The sequence below is a fragment of the Streptomyces sp. BB1-1-1 genome (assembly GCF_031597775.1).
Taxonomy (GTDB): Bacteria; Actinomycetota; Actinomycetes; order Streptomycetales; family Streptomycetaceae; genus Streptomyces; species Streptomyces thinghirensis.
Genome location: NZ_CP134203.1, coordinates 5,988,699 through 6,006,098 on the forward strand (window position 1 = coordinate 5,988,699; position 17,400 = coordinate 6,006,098).

Below are 17,400 nucleotides of genomic sequence, written 5' to 3' on the forward strand. Positions count from 1 at the left end.
TTCATCCGTGTGTCACCTGGGAAACGTGGTGTTTCCCGGAAGCGGGGTCAGCCAGTCCGGTCCATGCCCGCCGGGTGCGGCCAGTTCTGCGGGCCGGGCCAGCCCGTCGCCGGTACCGACTCCAGGCCGTTGGTGCCCCTGACCTGGGCGGCGGTGAGGCCACCGCGGGCCGGGACGCCGGGCGGGGTGGGGCCGGCGGGCACCGGGTACTGGGCGGCTGCGGGGGCCGGGGCGGGCACGGGCTGCTGGACCGGTGCCGGGTGGGGGACCGGCACCGGCCCGGGATACGGCGCCGGCTGGGGGACCGGCGCAGGTTGCGGGGCCTGCCGCGGTGCCGTCGGCACCGGCATCGGGCCGATGGCGGCCGCCGCCGGGGCGGCGGGCACCGCGGCGGGGAGCGGCACGCCCGTGCCGGCGGCCGGGGCGGCGACGAGCCCCGGGGCACCGGTGCCGGCGGCCCGAGCGGCGATCCCCCGCAGGCCGGCCCCGTTGGTCTCGCTCATCAGGCGGTCCACCGCCGCCGTGCCCGAGCTGTAGCCGGTCCCGGTAGCGGGCTCGGGCACGGCGGCTCCCCTCCTGGACCCGTAGAGCACCTGTTCCAGGCCGGACACCAGGCGACGCACGTCGGCCTGGGGGCGCACCACGAGACGCAGGAAGCGGCTGGACGAACCGATCTTGTTGCCGCATTCACGGACCAGGACCCGGTGCTCGGTGAGCATGCGGTCCCGGACGACGGTGCCCTCGGCGCCCACGGGCAGACGCACGAAGAGGAAGTTGCCCTGGGAGGGATAGACCGTCAGGCCGGGCAGCGAGGAGAGCTGACCGGCCATCTCCAGGCGGTCGCGGCGGACCTGGTGGAGGCTCTGCGCGTACTCGGGCCCGTGGTCGCGCAGCATGAACACCACGTGCTCCGCGAAGGAGTTGAGGTTCCACTTGGGGAGCATGGCGCGCACCCGGCCCGCGAGCGCCGGGTTGGCGACCAGGTAGCCGAAGCGGATGCCGTGCAGCCCGAAGTTCTTGCCGAGGCTGCGCAGGACGACGACGTTGGGGCGCAGCATCGCCTCCTGGACCACGCTGGGCTCGGCCTCCGCGTCGGCGAACTCCAGGAACGACTCGTCGACGACGACCAGGTCCCGGTCGGCCATGGCGTCCATGAACTGCACGAGCGCGTGCTTGTGCAGGAAGCCGCCGTCGGGGTTGTTGGGGTTGCAGACGACGGCGACCCGGGTGCCGCGGACCCGGATGAACTCGGCGTACTGCGCGAGGTCGAGGGCGAAGCCGCCGGACTCCTGGAGCGGGAACATGTCGACCCGCTTGCCGGTCTCCATGGGCTGGTCGGTCCAGCGGCCGAAGGTGGGGACGGGGACGGCGAGGGACTCCCGGACCAGCAGATGGTCGATCCAGGTGATCAGCTCCGTGGAACCGTTGCCCATCGCCACGCACTGCGGCGGCAGTTGGAGCAGGCTGCACAGTTCGGCGGTGATGGTCTCGGCGCCGCTCGGGTAGTACGTGATGATGTCGCGCAGCCGGCCGGCCATCTCGTCGAACATCGCCGGGGTGGGGAAGTACGGGTTGCAGGGGATGCAGAAGTCCACCGGGCCGGCGCCCACCGCCTCGCCGCTCTCCCGCGTCAGCGCCGCCATCGACGGGCTGTGCGCCGCGGTGCCGCGGAACAACGAGGTGACGTTGCCGGACAAGTGAACCTCCGTAGGTGGGTGGCCCGCGCGGGGGAGCACGGGCCGCCCTTACATACGGAGGGGGGTGGGGCGCTGTTCAACGCGTGTGAAGAAAGTGTGCCCTCACGCCCTCACGCCCTCACGCGTCGAACGAGTGCACCGTGGTCGTCCGGTACGTCTGCCCCGGCCGCAGCACGGTCGACGGGAACGACGGCTGGTTCGGCGAGTCCGGGAAGTGCTGCGTCTCCAGGCACAGGGCGTCGCCCTGCCGGTAGAGGGAGCCGCCGGTGCCGGTCAGGGTGCCGTCGAGGAAGTTGCCCGAGTAGAACTGCAGGCCGGGCTGGTCGGTGGCGATGCGCAGGGAGCGGCCGGAGGATCGGTCGCGCAGGGTGGCGATGTGCTCGGGGCGGTCGGTGATGCCCTTGTCGAGGACCCAGTTGTGGTCGAAGCCCTTGGCGGTGATCAGCTGCGGGTGGCCGTCCCGGATGTCCCGGCCGATCGGCTTGGCCCGGCGGAAGTCGAAGGGCGTGCCGGACACCCTGGCCAGTTCGCCCGTCGGGATGAGGCCCGCGTCGGTGGGCGTGTAGCGGGACGCCGCGATCGACAGCTCGTGGTCCTCGATCGTGCCGCTGCCCTCGCCGGCCAGGTTCCAGTAGACGTGGCTGGTGAGGTTGACGACGGTGGCCTTGTCGGTGGTGGCCTCGTAGTCGATGCGCCAGTCGCCGCGCCGGGTGAGCGTGTACGTCACCTTCGCCCGGAGCGTGCCCGGGTAGCCCATCTCGCCGTCGACACCGGTGTAGTGCAGGACCAGGCCGACGTCGGCGCCCTCGGTGAACGGCTCGACGTCCCAGACCCGCTTGTCGAAGCCCTGGGCGCCGCCGTGCAGGGTGTGCTCGCCGTCGTTGACGGAGAGCTGGTACGCCTTGCCGTCCAGCGTGAAGCGGCCCTTGTCGATGCGGTTGCCGTAGCGGCCGATCAGGGCGCCGAAGTAGGGGCTGGAGGCCACGTAGTCGTCGAGGTTGTCGAAGCCCGGCGAGACGTTCTCGTGGCGGCCCCGGCGGTCGGGGATCTCCAGGGACTGGACGACGCCCCCGTACGACAGCACCTTCATCCGCGTGCCGCCGTTCTCCAGCGACCAGCGGTACACCTTCGTGCCGTCGGCGAGCTTGCCGAAGAGCTCCTTCACCGGCTTCCTGCCTCCCGTGGCGTGTGCGGTGCCGCCGAGGGTGGCGGCGGTGAGACCGACGGCGGCTGCGCCGGCGATGACCGTGCGCCTGTTCAGTTCCATACGGCAACTCCTCAAGTGGGTAGACAGAAGCGCCATCAGGGGCGCGGGGCTGTGTCGATGTGCGGCTCCGCCGCGTGGGCGCGACCGGCCACAACCGGCCCGCGGTCTCCGTACGGCCCGAATAGACCGCTTCTCTAAGAACCGACCCTGCGTTTGTTCCACACGTCGAACCCGACCGCCGCCAGCAGCACCGCGCCCTTGATGACCTGCTGCCAGTCGGTGCCGATGCCGACGAGGTTCATGCCGTTGTTGAGCACGCCCAGGACCAGGCCGCCGATGATGGCGCCGAGGACCGTGCCGACGCCGCCGCTCATCGACGCGCCGCCGATGAACGAGGCGGCGATGGCCTCCAGCTCGAAGTTGAGGCCGGCCTTGGGCGAGGCCGCGTTGAAGCGGGCGGCGAAGACCAGCCCCGCCAGCGCCGCCAGCATGCCCATGTTCAGGAAGACCAGGAAGGTGACCTTCTTGTCCTTCACACCCGACAGCTTGGCCGCGGGCAGGTTGCCGCCGATGGCGTAGATGTGGCGGCCGATGATCGCGTTGCGCATCAGGTAGCCGAACCCGACGACCAGCACGCCCAGGATGAGCAGCACGACCGGGGCGCCCTTGTAGCTGGCGAGCAGCAGGGTCACGACCAGGACGGCGGAGACCAGCGCGACCAGCTTGAGCAGGAACAGCTTGGCCGGCGGCACCTCCAGGGCGAACTCCTGCTGCCGCTTGCGGTCCCGGACCTCCTGGAACACCACGAAGGCGATCAGCGCGAAGCCCAGCAGCAGGGTGAGGTTGTGGTAGTTGGTGTTCGGGCCGACCTCGGGCAGGAAGCCATTGGCGATCTTCTGCAGGTCCTTCGGGAACGGGCCGAGGGTCTGGCCCTTCAGGAAGATCTCCGTCAGGCCGCGGAAGAGCAGCATGCCCGCCAGGGTCACGATGAACGACGGTATGCCGAGATAGGCGATGAAGAACCCTTGCACCGCGCCCGCGGCCGCGCCGATGGCCAGGCAGAGCACCACCGCGAGCGGCCAGGGAAGGTCGTTGTCGACCATCAGTACGGCGGCCATCGCGCCGATGAACGCCGTCAGCGAGCCGACCGACAGGTCGATGTGGCCCGCGATGATGACGAGCATCATGCCGATCGCGAGGATCAGGATGTAGCTGTTCTGCAGCACCAGGTTGGAGACGTTGCGCGGCAGCAGCAGGTCGCCGTCGGACCACACCGCGAACAGCGCCACGATCAGGCCGAGGGCCATCAGCATGCCGTACTGGCGCATGTTGCGGCGCATGCCGTCGAGCATCAGCCGCAGCAGGCCGCCGCCGGAGGCCGTCCCGTTCTTGCCGGGCGGCGCGGGGGCCGGGGTCTTGGCGGTCACGTCCGTGCTCATCGGGTTACCTCTTTGTCCTTCTTGTCCTTCGTCATCCGACGCATCAGCGCTTCCTGCGATGCTTCGGCCCGCGAGAACTCACCCGTCAGCCGCCCCGCGGCCATCGTGTAGATGCGGTCGCACATGCCGAGCAGCTCCGGCAGTTCGGAGGAGATGAAGACGACCGCCTTGCCCTGGGCGGCCAGCCGGTCGATGACCGTGTAGATCTCGTACTTGGCGCCCACGTCGATGCCGCGCGTGGGCTCGTCCAGGATCAGCACCTCGGGACCCGCGAAGATCCACTTGCTGAGGACGACCTTCTGCTGGTTGCCGCCGGACAGCTTGCCCACCGGCTCGAAGACGGTCGGCGCCTTGATGTTCATGGACTTGCGGAAGTCCTCGGCGACCTGCCGCTCCCCGTGCTCGTCGACCACGCCCCGCTTGGCGACCTTGCCCAGCGCGGTCAGCGAGACGTTCCGGTTGATGGTGTCGATGAGGTTGAGGCCGTAGTGCTTGCGGTCCTCGGTGACGTACGCGATGCCGTGCTTGACCGCCTCCGGGACGGTCTTCGTCCGGATCTCCGTGCCGTCCCGCAGGACCGTGCCGCCCGCGTGCCGGCCGTAGGTGCGGCCGAAGACGCTCATCGCCAGCTCGGTGCGGCCGGCGCCCATGAGCCCGGCGATGCCGACGATCTCGCCGCGCCGCACCTCGATCGAGACGTCGTCGACGACCTTGCGCTGCTGGTCGATGGGGTGGTGCACGGTCCAGTTGCGGATCTCCAGGGCGGGCGCGGTCCCCTCCTCCGGGTGGTGCGGGGTCCGCTCCGGGAAGCGGTTCTCCAGGTCGCGGCCGACCATCCCGCTGATGATCCGGTCCTCGGTCGTCTCCTCGGCCTTCACGTCGAGCGTCTCGATGGACTGCCCGTCGCGGATGATCGTGACCGAGTCGGCGACCCGGCGGATCTCGTTCAGCTTGTGCGAGATGATGATCGAGGTCATGCCCTGTTCCTTCAACTGAAGGATCAGGTCGAGGAGTTTGCCGCTGTCCTCGTCGTTGAGCGCCGCCGTCGGCTCGTCGAGGATGAGCAGCTTCACCTTCTTCGACAGCGCCTTGGCGATCTCCACCAGCTGCTGCTTGCCCACGCCGATGTCGGCGACCCGGGTCTCCGGGTGCTCGTCGAGGCCGACCCGGCGCAGCAGTTCGGTGGCGTGCTTGAGGGTGTCGTGCCAGTTGATCAGTCCGCGCTTGGCGTGCTCGTTGCCGAGGAAGATGTTCTCCGCGATGGACAGGTACGGCACCAGCGCCAGCTCCTGGTGGATGATCACGATGCCGTGCCGCTCGCTCGCCCGGATGTCCCTGAACCGGCAGGTCTCGCCTTCGAAGAGGATGTCCCCCTCGTAGCTGCCGTGCGGATGGACGCCGGAGAGCACCTTCATCAGGGTCGACTTGCCGGCGCCGTTCTCGCCGCAGATGGCGTGGACCTCGCCCTGGCGGACGGTCAGCGTGACGTCCGACAGCGCTTTGACACCGGGAAAGGTCTTGACGATCGAGCGCATTTCCAGGACGGGTCCCGCCATGGTCGTGCCTTCCAATCCTTGTGGGGCCCGGTTACTTGAGGTCGTCCGCGGAGTAGGTGCCGCCGTCGACGAGGACCTTCTCGTAGTTGCTCTTGTCGACGCTGACCGGCTGGAGCAGGTAGGCGGGGACGACCTTGGCACCGTTGTCGTACGACTTGGTGTCGTTGACCTCGGGCTTCTTGTCGTTGAGGGAGGCTTCGACCATGTTCGAGGCGACCTTGGCGAGTTCGCGGAGGTCCTTGAAGACGGTCTGGGTCTGCTGGCCCGCGATGATCGACTTCACCGAGGCGACCTCCGCGTCCTGGCCCGTGACGACCGGCATGGGCTTGCTGCCCGAGCCGTAGCCGTCCGACTTCAGGGCGGACAGGATGCCGATGGAGATGCCGTCGTAGGGCGAGAGCACCGCGTCGACCCGGGTGCTGCGGTAGCTGGAGGTGAGCAGGTCGTCCATGCGCTTCTGCGCGGTGCCGCCGTCCCAGCGCAGGGTGGTGACCTGGTTGAGGTCGGTCTGCTTGGACCTGACGACCAGGTCGCCCTTGTCGATGTACGGCTTCAGGACGCTCATCGCGCCGTTGAAGAAGTACTTCGTGTTGTTGTCGTCGTTGGAGCCGGCGAACAGCTCGATGTTGAAGGGCCCCTTCTTGGAGCCGTCCTTCAGACCGAGCTTCTCGACGATGTACGTGCCCTGCAGCTCGCCGACCTTGCTGTTGTCGAACGAGGCGTAGTAGTCGACGTTCTCCGTGCCGAGGATCAGCCGGTCGTAGGAGATGACCGGGATGTCGGCGTCCTTGGCCTGCTGAAGCACGTTGCCCAGGGACTTGTTGTCGATCGCGGCGATGACCAGGGCGTCCACGCCCTGCGTGATCATGTTCTCGATCTGGGAGACCTGCTGGTCCGGGTCGTCCTCGCCGTAGACGAGCTTGGTCTCGTACCCCTTGCCCTTCAGCTCCTTCTCGACGTTGGCGCCGTCGGAGATCCAGCGCTCGGAGGACTTGGTCGGCATCGCGATGCCGATGGTGCCGCCTTCGGCACCGCCCTTGTCCTCCTCACTGCCGCCCTCGCTGCTCTGACCGCAGGCGGTCAGCGTGAGGGCGAGGGAGGCGGCGGAGGCTATGGCTGCGAGTGCGGCTCTGCGGTTGCGCATGGTCATCATCCTTGTGAGGTGGGTGCCGGGCTCGGTCTGGTGTCGCCAGTACGCAAGAAACGCTGAGGGTGGATCGACCGAGAGCAGGTGTGTGGGATTGTGCGCGGTCGTGTCTTCTTTTGTGAAGGAAGTTTCCGGAACGTTATGACGAGATCTCGAACCGGTTGAGCGAGCCCGGATCACGCGTGCCGAGTGGAGCCATGTCGCCGTCCGCCCCGTGCCGCGCGAGCAGGTCCAGTGCGAGCCGGCCGCGCCGCACCCGCTCCTTGGCGGTGGTCAGCGTCAGTTCGCGCAAGTGGTGGCCGTACGGGTAGATCCCGGGCGCCTTGGAGAGGCCGAACTTCAGATACAGCGGGGCGCCGCGCCGGACCAGCTCGGCGACCTCGTACATCCGCACATAGCCGCCGAGGTCGTCGGGAGCCTCGATGTACATGTCCATGGGCGCGGCCGAAACCCGCCGTATCTCGGTCAGGTGATCGGGCGTCAGGTCGCTCGGCACGTTGATGGAGTCGGCGCCGAGCCGCTCGTACACCGCGTACGAGGCCGGGTTGACCGGCCCCACGAGCGCCGAGAGCTTGAGCGTGGTGTCGGTGGGGATGATCCCGGCCGACCGCGCCCGGTGCAGCGTCCACAGCACGCCCTCGTCGGCGACGAGCAGGCACTTGACGCCCAACTCCGTGGCCCGCACGGCGTCTTCGACGCAACCGGCGACCGCGTCGTGGCCGCGTGCCCGCAGGCCCGCGCCGCCCGAGTCGGTCCGGGTGGAGCCGCCGATGTCCCAGGTGCCGCGCGGGCCGGTGAACAGGCAGAGTTCGATGTCGCGTTCGGCGGTGGCCTCGACCATCTCGGTGATCTCGGCGTCGGTCAGCATCCACACGCCGCTGCCCTGGCTGATCCGGTGGATCGGCACATCCAGCCGCGAGGACTCCTTCAGGACCACCCCCAGCGCTTCCGGCCCCTCGCAGGAGGGGATCTCGGTGCGCCAGCGGCCGCCGCCCGGGAAGGAGTGCGGCGAGGCGTCGGCGGGGTCGAGTGCGGGCGCGGCCAGGCCGAGGGCGGTGAGCGCCTGCTCACCGGGCCTGCGTGCGGCGGCCTTGGCGGAAGCGTCGGTCACAAGCTGTCCTTAGTGTTCGGTATTTCGGACGAAGTTCGCGGCTACAGGCAGGGGAGGAGCCCGTGCGGATGGGTGTACGCCGGTACGGAGGCCGTCAGGTCGCCCCCGTACCGGCGTACGGCTCAGGGGCGGGCGTCAGGGACGCAACAGCACCTTGCCGACCTTCGGGTCGCCGGACCCCACCAGCTCGATGGCCTCGGCGAACTCCGCGAGCGGCAGCTCGTGCGTCACCAGCGGCCGCGGATCGAGCAGGCCGGCCGCGAAGACCCGCACCGTGTGCGCCCAGGCGTCCGGCGGCGCCCCGAAGACGGTCTGCACCTCCAGTTGCCGTACGACCAGGTCGGTCGGGTCCAGCCCGTCGGCGCCCGGCGCCGGGATACCGGTCAGCACCAGCCGCCCGCCCCTGCGGAGCAGCGCGGCGGCGGTGCGGGCGGCGGCGGCGGACCCGGCGGTCTCGATGACGACGTCGAAGTCATCGGGGAGGAGCTGGTCCTTCGTCCGGAAGTCGGTCGCCCCGTACTGCCGGGAGAGTGCCTCCCGGTCCCCGCGCGTGCCGACGACCAGCAGTTCGCCCGGGGACGCGGCGCGCAGGAACTGCACGGCGAACATGCCGAGCGTCCCGGTCCCGACGACCGCGACCCGCTCACCGGGGCGGGCGTTCGCCCTGAGCGCGGCGGCGGCGATGCAGGCGGCGGGCTCCAGCAGTGCGGCGGCGGTGAGGTCGGCGTCGTCGGGCAGGACGTGCAGGAGGCGGGCGGGCAGCGTCAGCGTGGGCGCCATGGCCCCCGGCTGGGTGAACCCCGTCTCCTCGTACCCCGCCGTGCACAGCGTCGTCTCGCCCGCGTGACAGCGGTCGCACACCTGGCAGTTGCGGAACCCCTCGCCGACCACCCCGCGCCCGACGAGGGACGCGGGCACCCCGGCGCCGACCCGCGCCACGGTCCCGGACCACTCGTGCCCGGGGGTGAGCGGGTAACGCACGTACCCCTCGGGCCGGTTGCCCTGGTAGACCTCGCGGTCGCTGCCGCAGATCCCGGCCGCGTGCACCCGCACCAGCGCCTCGCCGGGACCGGGCTCACGCGGCTCGTGCGGCACCAGCCGGTGCTCGCCCGGCGCCTCGATGACGACCGCGTCGCTCATCCCTCGGTCCCCTTGGGCTTGCGCTGCTCCCAGCCCTCGGCCCACAGGTCGAACCGGGCCTGCTGCTGCGGGAACTCGGCCGCCGCGTCGACGTCCAGCTCGACCCCGAGGCCGGGCGCGTCGGACAGGTGGAAGCACCCGTCCTCCGGGTCCACCACCGGCGCGCCCTTGACCACCTTCTTGATCTCCGCGTCCGCGAAGTCGTTGAAGTGCTCCAGGATCTTGAAGTTCGGTGAGGTGAAGCCGACCTGGAGGCTCGCGGCGGTCAGCACCGGCCCGCCCACGTTGTGCGGGGCCACGAGCGTGTAGTGGGTCTCGGCGGTGGCGGCGAGCTTCCGGGTCTCCCAGATGCCGCCGATGTGGCCGACGTCGGGCTGGATGATGTCCACGGACTGGTCCTCGAACAGCTCCCGGAACTCGATCCGGTCGTGGATGCGCTCACCGGTGGCGACCGGGATGTCGACCTTCTCGGCGACCTTCCGCAGCGCCTTGAGGTTCTCCGGCGGGACCGGCTCCTCCAGCCAGGCCGGCTTGAAGGGCGCGAGTTCGCGCGCGAGCCGGACGGCGGTGGCGGGGGAGAAGCGCCCGTGCATCTCCAGCATCAGCTCGGCGTCGGGCCCGATCGCGTCCCGCACCGCCTCGATCAGCGACACGGCGTACAGGCTCTGCGCGTGGTCGAGTTCGAAGTGCCCGGTGCCGAACGGGTCGATCTTCAGCGCCCGGTACCCGCGCTCCATGACCCCCTGGGCGGCCTTGTGGTACGCCTCCGGCGTCCGCTCGGTCGTGTACCAGCCGTTGGCGTACGCCTTCACCTTGTCGGTGACCTTGCCGCCGAGCAACTGCCAGACCGGGACGCCGAGCGCCTTGCCCTTGATGTCCCAGCAGGCCATCTCGACGACGGCGATACCGGACATCACGATCTCGCCGGCGCGGCCGTAGTCGCCGTACTTCATGCGGCGGACCAGGTCCTCGACAGCGAACGGGTCGGAACCGAGAATGTGGTTGGCCTCGGCCTCCTTCAGATAGCCGAGGAGGGCGTCGGTGTGCCCCAGCATCCGGGTCTCGCCGACTCCGGTGATCCCCTCGTCGGTGTGCACCTGGACGTACGTCAGGTTGCGCCACGGCGTCCCGACCACGTGTGTGCTGATTCCGGTGATGCGCACGGCAGCTGCCCTTCACTATGTTCGATATTTCGGCACTCGTTCGAAATGCTGGCGTGACAGTAAGGAGGCGGCGGTCGGGGTGTCAATGGGTCGGACACATAACGGTTTCGACAGTTTCGAAAGTGCGGAGCGGAGTGGTTCCGGCCGCTTTCCCACACAACCTTCACAGCCACGTCTAGGAACGCGCCCGTCGCGGAACTTAACCTTCCCGCGTCATGGACTACTGCGACCCGTGCCGACGGCACCTCAACGGCGCCCTCGCCTGCCCGGGGTGCGGCACACTCGCCGAACAACTCGGCCCACCCGACGCACACTTGCCGACGAGTGCGGGACCCCCGCCCCGAGTCGCCGACGAGACCGGCACACCCGACCGGCCCTATCCGCCCGACCGGGCCCCCGCGCCCGACCGGTCCTATGTGCCCGACCAGGCCTACGCGCCGGGCCCGGCCCCCGTGCCCGACGAGGCCCCCGTGCCCGACGAGGCCGGCGCGCCCGCCGAGGTCGACGCGCCCGCCGTCGCGTCCGCCGACGGCTCCCGCGGCGGCCGGGGCAGTCGCCGTGACCGCAAGGCCGCCGCGCACCGCCGGCGCCGGCGCCGGACCCTGCTGATCACCGCGGGCTTCGCCCTGGCGGCCGGCGGACTGAGCCTCGCGGAACTCGGCATGGACGCCCCCGGTTCCCCGGCGAAGCCGGCCGCCGCCGGGGGCGAGACGACGGACGGCGGGGCGACGCGCGAGGTGGGGGATTCGTCGGCGGTCCCGGTCGACGAGACGTCGAGGACGACCTCGGCCTCCGGCACGCCGTCCCCCGACGCGTCCGCCTCGGCGACGGCGTCGGCCTCGGAGTCCCCGGACGCGGAGAAGACGGAGACGGCGGACGAGACCGAGACCCCGTCGGCACCTTCCTCGCAGGCCCCGGAGGCCACCCCGACCGCCGACCCGCCTGCCACGGGGCCGGACGACGACCCGCCCCCGACCACGACTCCCACCCCGACGACCTCACCGGACCCGGCCCCCACCGAAACGTGCGACCGCTTCCTGTGGTGGTGTACGTAGGCGCTCTCCGGCCCACCACGCCCGCCCCGCCGCGCTCACTCCGCCAGCATCCTCCGCAACGCGTCCCGCAGGGACACCCGCTCGTCCTCCGACAACCCGGCGAGCGGCTCCCGGGCGAACCGCAGTGACTCGCGCAGCCCCCGCGCAACCCGTCGGCCCTCCTCCGTCGCCGCCGCGACCTTGACCCGCCGGTCGCCGGGATCGGGCCGCCGCTCGACCAGTCCCCGGGCCTCCAGCCGGTCCACGATCCCGGTGACGTTCGACGGCTCGCACTTCAGCTTCTGGGCCAGCTTCCGCATCGGCAGCGGCTCCAGCGACAGCAGACTGAGCAGCTTGGCCTGCGCGCCGGTCAGGGCGCGTTCCGCGGCCGCCTCCTCGTAGTCGGCGTGGAAGCGGGCCACGACCTCGCCGATCAGTTCGACGACTTCGAGGGTGAGCGCGTCGGGTCGGCGGGTCGTGTCGCGTGGTGTGGCCATGGAATCCAGGGTACCCATTTGTTTGACAACCTGAAATGTTCAGCCGCATGGTTGTTTCAGAGCCTGAAACATCCCCGGCAAGCGCCAGGAAAGGTGCCCCCATGAGCGACTCCCCCGCCCTCCCCACCGTCAACCGCGAATGGCACCTGGTCAGCCGCCCGGTCGGCTGGCCCAAGCCCGAGGACTTCGCCCTCGTCGAGGCGGAGGTCCCCACCCCGGGTGCGGGCCAGGTGCTGGTGCGCAACCTGTTCGTCTCCGTCGACCCCTACATGCGCGGCCGCATGAGCGCCGCCAAGTCCTACGCCGACCCCTACGAACTGGGCAAGCCCATGCTGGGCGGCGCGGTCGGCGAGGTCGTCGCCTCCAACGCCGACGGCTTCGCCGTGGGCGACCACGTCCTGCACTTCTTCGGCTGGCGCGAGTACGCCGCCATGGACGCGAAGAACGCCGTCAAGGTGGACCCGGAGGCGGCGCCGCTGTCGACGTACCTCGGCGTGCTCGGCATGACGGGGCTCACCGCCTACGCCGGCCTGCTGCGCGTCGCCGCGCTCAAGGAGGGCGACACGGTGTTCGTCTCCGGCGCGGCCGGTGCCGTCGGCAGCCAGGTCGGGCAGCTCGCCAAGCTGAAGGGCGCCGCCCGGGTCATCGGCTCCGCCGGCTCGGACGAGAAGGTCAAGCTGCTCGTCGACGAGTACGGCTTCGACGCCGCCTTCAACTACAAGGACGGCCCGGTGAGCGAGCAGCTGCGCGCCGCCGCCCCGGACGGCATCGACGTCTACTTCGACAACGTGGGCGGCGACCACCTGGAGGCCGCAGTCGGTTCCCTCAACCTGAACGGCCGCATCGCGATCTGCGGAGCGATCTCCGTCTACAACAACACCGAGCCCGCCCCCGGCCCGAAGAACCTCGCCCGTCTGATCCAGACCCGCGGCCGCATCGAGGGCTTCCTGGTCGGCGACCACTACGACCTCCAGCCGCAGTTCGTCCAGGAGGTCGGCCCCTGGGTCCGCTCCGGCGAGCTGAAGTACCGCGAGACGGTCGTCGAGGGCATCGAGAACAACCTGGAGGCCTTCCTCGGCGTCCTGCGCGGCGACAACACCGGCAAGATGATCGTCAAGCTCTGAGCCCCTGCTCCAGCTCCCTTCGGGGCAGGGCGGGCCTTCACGGAGTTTCCGGCATGCGGTAGCGTCTTTCCGAAATCCGTCGTGATCGTGGGCGCGAGTCACGGCGGACCGAGGAGGAAGACAACCGCATGCCGATTCAGCAGTCCGAGGTCCTCTACACCGCCGTCGCCACCGCCGAGAACGGCCGCGACGGACGGGTGGCCACCGATGACGGCAAGCTCGACCTGGTCGTGAACCCGCCCAAGGAGATGGGCGGCAACGGCGCCGGCACCAACCCGGAGCAGCTGTTCGCCGCCGGGTACAGCGCCTGCTTCCAGGGCGCGCTCGGCGTGGTGGCCCGCCAGGAGGGCGCCGACATCACCGGTTCGACCGTCACCGCGAAGGTCGGGATCGGCAAGAACGACGACGGGTTCGGGATCATCGTCGAGATCTCCGCCGAGATCCCCTCGGTGGACGCCGCCACCGCGCGGTCGCTGGTGGAGAAGGCCCACCAGGTCTGCCCGTACTCGAAGGCGACCCGCGGCAACATCACCGTGACGCTCGTCTGACCGGTACCCGGTCTCACGCGGTGCGGTGCTCGCACGCGAGCGCCGCACCGTGCGCCGCCGCCACCAGCCGCCCGTTCTCCGGCGCCGCCCCGCCCGGGTAGGCGCAACGGCGCCTGGTGTAGCCGTACGCCAGCCCGCTGAACGGGTCCGCGAAGGCCTGGCAGCCGCCCGCGCCGCTGTGCCCGATCGCCCCGGCGCCGAGGAACGGGTGCCAGGTGTCCGCCGTCGCCTCGAAGCCGAGGCCGTACGAGCGGTGCGTCCGGGTCACCAGGTCGTGACCGACCGAGTGCACCTGCCCGAACTCCGCCACCGTGTCCGGCTTCAGCAGCGGCGCCCTGCCGTCCAGTTCGCCGATGGCCGCCGCGTACAGCCCGGCCAGCCCGCGCGCCGAGGCCACGCCGCCCACCGAGGCCGGGCCCCGGGCGCGCACGACCGGCTCGTTGGGCAGGGTCGCCAGGTCGGTGGGGTGCGCCGCGTTGCGGTTGAAGGCGATCGCGGCGAGCGTGTGCGGGCCGTCCGGGAGCGGTTCCGGCGCCACCTGCTGCACCGGGGTGCGGACCACCGCCCGCGCGGTGCGGAAGCGGTGGTCCAGCGAGGCCGGCAGACCCAGGTGGAAGTCCAGGTGGTGCGGGGCGCGGACCCGGTCCTCGTAGACCTCCTGGAGGGTGTGGCCGGTGGCCCGGCGCACCACCTCGCCCGCGAGGGCGCCGAGGACCAGCGCGTGGTACCCGAAGGCGGTGCCGGGACGCCAGTACGGACGCTGGTCGGCGAGGCGTTCGGCGATCACCCGGTCGTCGGCCAGTTCCGCCGTGCCGAATCCGGTGTCCGTGCCGATCACGCCCGCGCGGTGCGCGAGCAGGTCGCGCAGGGTCAGCGCGCCCTTGCCCTCGGCCGCGAACTCCGGCCAGTAGTAGGTCACCCTGCGGTCCAGCTCCAGGGTGCCCTCCTGCACCAGCATGGCGACCACCAGATGGGCCGCTCCCTTGGTGGCCGAGTGCACCCCGTACAGCGAGCCGGCGTCGGCGCCGTCACCGGCCCACAGGTCGACGACCCGGCGACCGTGGACGTAGGCGCACAGCTGACCCTCGTAGTCCGGCCGTTCGCCGGCCACGACCGCCGCGAACTCCTCACGCACCGCCTCGAAGCCGTCGGCGACGGTGCCGTGGATCTTCTGCGTCATCCGCTTCTCCTCACCAACTCGGCGGACCTCTGCGGGGCCGTTCGCCGATCGGTACGGCGCGATGAGCGCGTTCGACTCAATCGCGGCTCCATCGGAGCCCTCATCCGAGCAGGGTGGTGTCGGTGCCGACCGGTAGAGTTCCGCCCATGCGCGATCTTGGGGCGGGATTCGGCCATCTCCTGAAGGGCCAGCGCTGGGTGGCCCGGCACGGCAAGAGCTACGGCTTCGGGCTCCTCCCGGGCCTGATCACACTGGTGCTGTACGCGGCGGCCCTGGTCGGGCTGGCGCTGTGGGGCACGGACTTCGTCGCCTGGGCGACCCCCTTCGCCGACGACTGGTCGAGCCCCTGGCTCGGACTGTTCCGCGGCTTCCTCACCGCCGTCCTGTTCGCCCTCGCCCTGCTCCTGGCCGTCCTCACCTTCACCGCGGTGACGCTGCTGGTCGGCCAGCCCTTCTACGAGAGCCTCTCCGAGCGCGTCGACCGCGACGTCTCCCCGGACGGCACCACTCCCGAGTCGAACCTGCCGCTCTGGCGCGAGCTGTGGATCTCCGGCCGCGACAGCCTCCGGATCCTGCTCCGCGCCGCCGTCTGGGGCGTCCTGCTCTTCGCCCTCGGCTTCATCCCGGTCGTCGGGCAGACGGTGGTCCCGGTGATCGGCTTCTTCGTCACCGGTTTCTTCCTCACCGAGGAACTGGCCTCCGTCGCCCTCCAGCGCCGCGGGGTCGAACTGCGCGACCGCCTCGCCCTCCTGCGCTCCCGCAAGATGCTGGTCTGGGGCTTCGGCACACCGCTGAGCGTGTCCTTCCTGGTGCCGTTCGTCGCGGTGTTCCTGATGCCGGGAGCGGTCGCCGGCGCCACGCTCCTCGCCCGCGAACTGCTGGGCGAGGAGACCCGCGACGGCGGCGACGACCGCTCCGACGGCGGCTCCGCCGACCCGGCGGTCAGCTCCGGCCCGGCACGCCCGGCCGGTCCGACCGGTCCGACCGGTCCGGCTCCGAGGCACTGACCGCCACGGCCACGATCGCCCGCACCTGCGCCACGATGTCCAGCCGGTTCCGCACGAACGCGGCATCGGTGACCGCCCCGGTCGCCGGATCGGTGTTCCCGGCCCCGAACTGCAGCACCGGCGTGTGGACGTGCCCGCCCGGCAGGGTGGCGGCGAGCCCGAGCCGGTCCCGCAGCAGCGTCGCCCGGTAGGCGATCTCGTTGGAGAGGTAGTCCCCGCCGCCCCCGGCGCGGGCCGTCGAGCCGGGCGTGGGCCCGTCCGGCCGTACGACCGGCTCGGTGCCTCCTGCCGGGATCTCGGTCACGCTCGTGTTGTCGTACACGGGGAAGCGCCCGGTGTCCGCGGCCGTGATCGCCTCGTACGGCAGTGTGGTCGTCGTCCACTGCGGCTGCGAGGCCGGGTCGGTGACGGGCACCGTCTCCGTGCGGGAGACGTTCTCGTTGTCGGGGAAGCCGCCCCGCCAGGCCCCGTTGGTCCGCTCCACGTCGAACCGCCCGACCCGGCCCTGGCTCACGGTCGTGAACAGATCCACCCTCGGCAGGTGCGGCCGCAGGGCGCGCTCCACCGCCCCGTCCGCGAAGTCTCGCCAGCGCACCGGGAACACGGCCGTCTCCACCCGGGCGGGCCCGTCCGGTGTGTCGATCACCGTGCCGTCCAGGGCGAGCGCGGCGGCGCCGGACGGGTTGGAGATCCGGATGTCGCGGTCGAGGGTGAAGGGGTCGAAACCGGTGAGCAGCACCCGCTTCATACCCTTGCCGCCCTCGCTGCCCTTGCCGTCCTCGCCGTGCCTGTCGTGCGGCAGGCGGATGTCGCTCTGGCCGCGCGAGGCGCGCTCCAGTTCCCCGAGCAGCGCGGCCCGCTGCCGCCCGGTCAGCCCGAACCCCGGCTCCCAAGTACGCAGTTCCCGCGTCATCCCGAGCCGTGCCCAGTACAGCGGGCGGTCGTCGTCCCGGCTGAGGTCCCCGCGGGCCGGGCCCCGGCCCTGCACCCGGTCCACGGCCCGCCGCCACAGCGCCGAGCCCTCGCGCGCGACGATGCGGCGGGCCTCGCGGTAGGAGTCCGCCCGTCCGAGCCCGCGGGCGAACGCCGGTCCCGCCGAGGCGAAGCCGGAGCGCCGCAGGATCTCCTGGGGCACGTCCCCGTCGAGCCGCAGCTCCTCCACGGTCGGTGCGGAGGCGGTGGCCGGGGGCGCCGCCGTGGCCGTCGCCGGGGCCGCGAGCCCCGCCACCAGGGCCAGTCCGAGTACGCCGATCCGAACGCGTATGTGTGTCAAGGGAGTCCAGGTCCTTCCGTCGCCGTGGGGTGCGCTGTGGGACGGCGGCAGTATCCCGTGACGGAAGGGCCGTGCGCCATGGCGCGTGACGACCGGCTCGTGGCCGTTTGTGAAGGGTTCGTACGAACCGGTGACCGGACGCCCGATCGTGGACCACCGGATCTCCGGGGCGATTACCGTCTGACTCGGGACCGCTCACGGCGTGCCCCCACGAACAGCCCCGGCCCGGGACCTGACATCCGGGCCGGGGCTCAGTACCCGGGGCTCAGTACCGGGA

General features: G+C 71.0%; 15 protein-coding genes. 4 read left to right on the forward strand and 11 right to left on the reverse strand.

Annotated elements, in window-relative coordinates; all coding sequences use genetic code 11:
• Positions 1 to 47: 47 nt before the first annotated feature.
• From RI578_RS27385 to RI578_RS27420, 8 genes are all read right to left on the reverse strand, one after another.
• Positions 48 to 1,697, reverse strand: a complete 1,650-nt coding sequence (locus tag RI578_RS27385) for a histidinol-phosphate transaminase (protein WP_310873555.1) — start codon at positions 1,695 to 1,697, stop codon at positions 48 to 50.
• A gap of 118 nt (positions 1,698 to 1,815) precedes the next feature.
• On the reverse strand, positions 1,816 to 2,964 hold the full coding sequence (locus tag RI578_RS27390; protein WP_310873556.1) for an aldose epimerase family protein: 1,149 nt from the start codon (positions 2,962 to 2,964) through the stop codon (positions 1,816 to 1,818).
• Positions 2,965 to 3,098: 134 nt separating this feature from the next.
• The gene (mmsB, locus tag RI578_RS27395) at positions 3,099 to 4,343 is read right to left on the reverse strand and encodes a multiple monosaccharide ABC transporter permease (protein WP_310873557.1); all 1,245 of its coding nucleotides are present in this window, start codon (positions 4,341 to 4,343) and stop codon (positions 3,099 to 3,101) included.
• Complete coding sequence (mmsA, locus tag RI578_RS27400; RefSeq protein ID WP_310873558.1) at positions 4,340 to 5,899, reverse strand: multiple monosaccharide ABC transporter ATP-binding protein; 1,560 nt, start codon at positions 5,897 to 5,899, stop codon at positions 4,340 to 4,342. Before mmsA ends, mmsB begins: the two co-directional genes overlap by 4 nt.
• Positions 5,900 to 5,930: 31 nt before the next feature.
• Complete coding sequence (chvE, locus tag RI578_RS27405) at positions 5,931 to 7,043, reverse strand: multiple monosaccharide ABC transporter substrate-binding protein (RefSeq protein WP_310873559.1); 1,113 nt, start codon at positions 7,041 to 7,043, stop codon at positions 5,931 to 5,933.
• Between the two features lie 142 nt (positions 7,044 to 7,185).
• Positions 7,186 to 8,157, reverse strand: coding sequence for a hypothetical protein (locus RI578_RS27410; protein ID WP_310873560.1), 972 nt, complete (start codon positions 8,155 to 8,157; stop codon positions 7,186 to 7,188).
• Positions 8,158 to 8,292: 135 nt separating this feature from the next.
• Positions 8,293 to 9,297 (reverse strand): alcohol dehydrogenase catalytic domain-containing protein, encoded by a 1,005-nt coding sequence (locus RI578_RS27415; RefSeq protein ID WP_310873561.1) that lies wholly within the window; start codon positions 9,295 to 9,297, stop codon positions 8,293 to 8,295.
• Positions 9,294 to 10,460: a mandelate racemase/muconate lactonizing enzyme family protein gene (locus RI578_RS27420; RefSeq protein ID WP_121746787.1), complete on the reverse strand. Its 1,167-nt coding sequence runs from the start codon at positions 10,458 to 10,460 to the stop codon at positions 9,294 to 9,296. The genes RI578_RS27415 and RI578_RS27420 overlap by 4 nt, the downstream gene beginning before the upstream one ends.
• A gap of 215 nt (positions 10,461 to 10,675) precedes the next feature.
• Here RI578_RS27420 and RI578_RS27425 point away from each other — a divergent pair, with 215 nt between their 5' ends.
• Entirely contained in the window at positions 10,676 to 11,515 is an 840-nt protein-coding gene (locus tag RI578_RS27425; RefSeq protein ID WP_310873562.1) for a hypothetical protein, read from the forward strand.
• Positions 11,516 to 11,550: 35 nt separating this feature from the next.
• Here RI578_RS27425 and RI578_RS27430 read toward each other — a convergent pair whose 3' ends face one another.
• Positions 11,551 to 11,991, reverse strand: a complete 441-nt coding sequence (locus RI578_RS27430; RefSeq protein ID WP_310873563.1) for a MarR family transcriptional regulator — start codon at positions 11,989 to 11,991, stop codon at positions 11,551 to 11,553.
• Between the two features lie 101 nt (positions 11,992 to 12,092).
• On the opposite strand from RI578_RS27430, the gene RI578_RS27435 reads away from it, so the two are divergent.
• Both RI578_RS27435 and RI578_RS27440 read left to right on the forward strand, forming a co-directional pair.
• On the forward strand, positions 12,093 to 13,115 hold the full coding sequence (locus RI578_RS27435; protein WP_310873564.1) for an NADP-dependent oxidoreductase: 1,023 nt from the start codon (positions 12,093 to 12,095) through the stop codon (positions 13,113 to 13,115).
• A 128-nt stretch (positions 13,116 to 13,243) separates the two neighbouring features.
• Entirely contained in the window at positions 13,244 to 13,663 is a 420-nt protein-coding gene (locus tag RI578_RS27440; RefSeq protein ID WP_310873565.1) for an organic hydroperoxide resistance protein, read from the forward strand.
• Positions 13,664 to 13,676: 13 nt separating this feature from the next.
• Here the strand turns inward: RI578_RS27440 and RI578_RS27445 are convergent, their stop codons facing one another.
• Entirely contained in the window at positions 13,677 to 14,843 is a 1,167-nt protein-coding gene (locus RI578_RS27445) for a serine hydrolase domain-containing protein (protein WP_310873566.1), read from the reverse strand.
• Positions 14,844 to 14,989: 146 nt separating this feature from the next.
• Between RI578_RS27445 and RI578_RS27450 the strand changes: the two genes are divergently transcribed.
• Positions 14,990 to 15,850 (forward strand): EI24 domain-containing protein, encoded by an 861-nt coding sequence (locus RI578_RS27450; RefSeq protein ID WP_310873567.1) that lies wholly within the window; start codon positions 14,990 to 14,992, stop codon positions 15,848 to 15,850.
• Here RI578_RS27450 and RI578_RS27455 read toward each other — a convergent pair.
• Complete coding sequence (locus RI578_RS27455) at positions 15,786 to 17,123, reverse strand: pyroglutamyl peptidase (RefSeq protein WP_310873568.1); 1,338 nt, start codon at positions 17,121 to 17,123, stop codon at positions 15,786 to 15,788. The genes RI578_RS27450 and RI578_RS27455 overlap by 65 nt on opposite strands.
• Positions 17,124 to 17,400 lie beyond the last annotated feature (277 nt).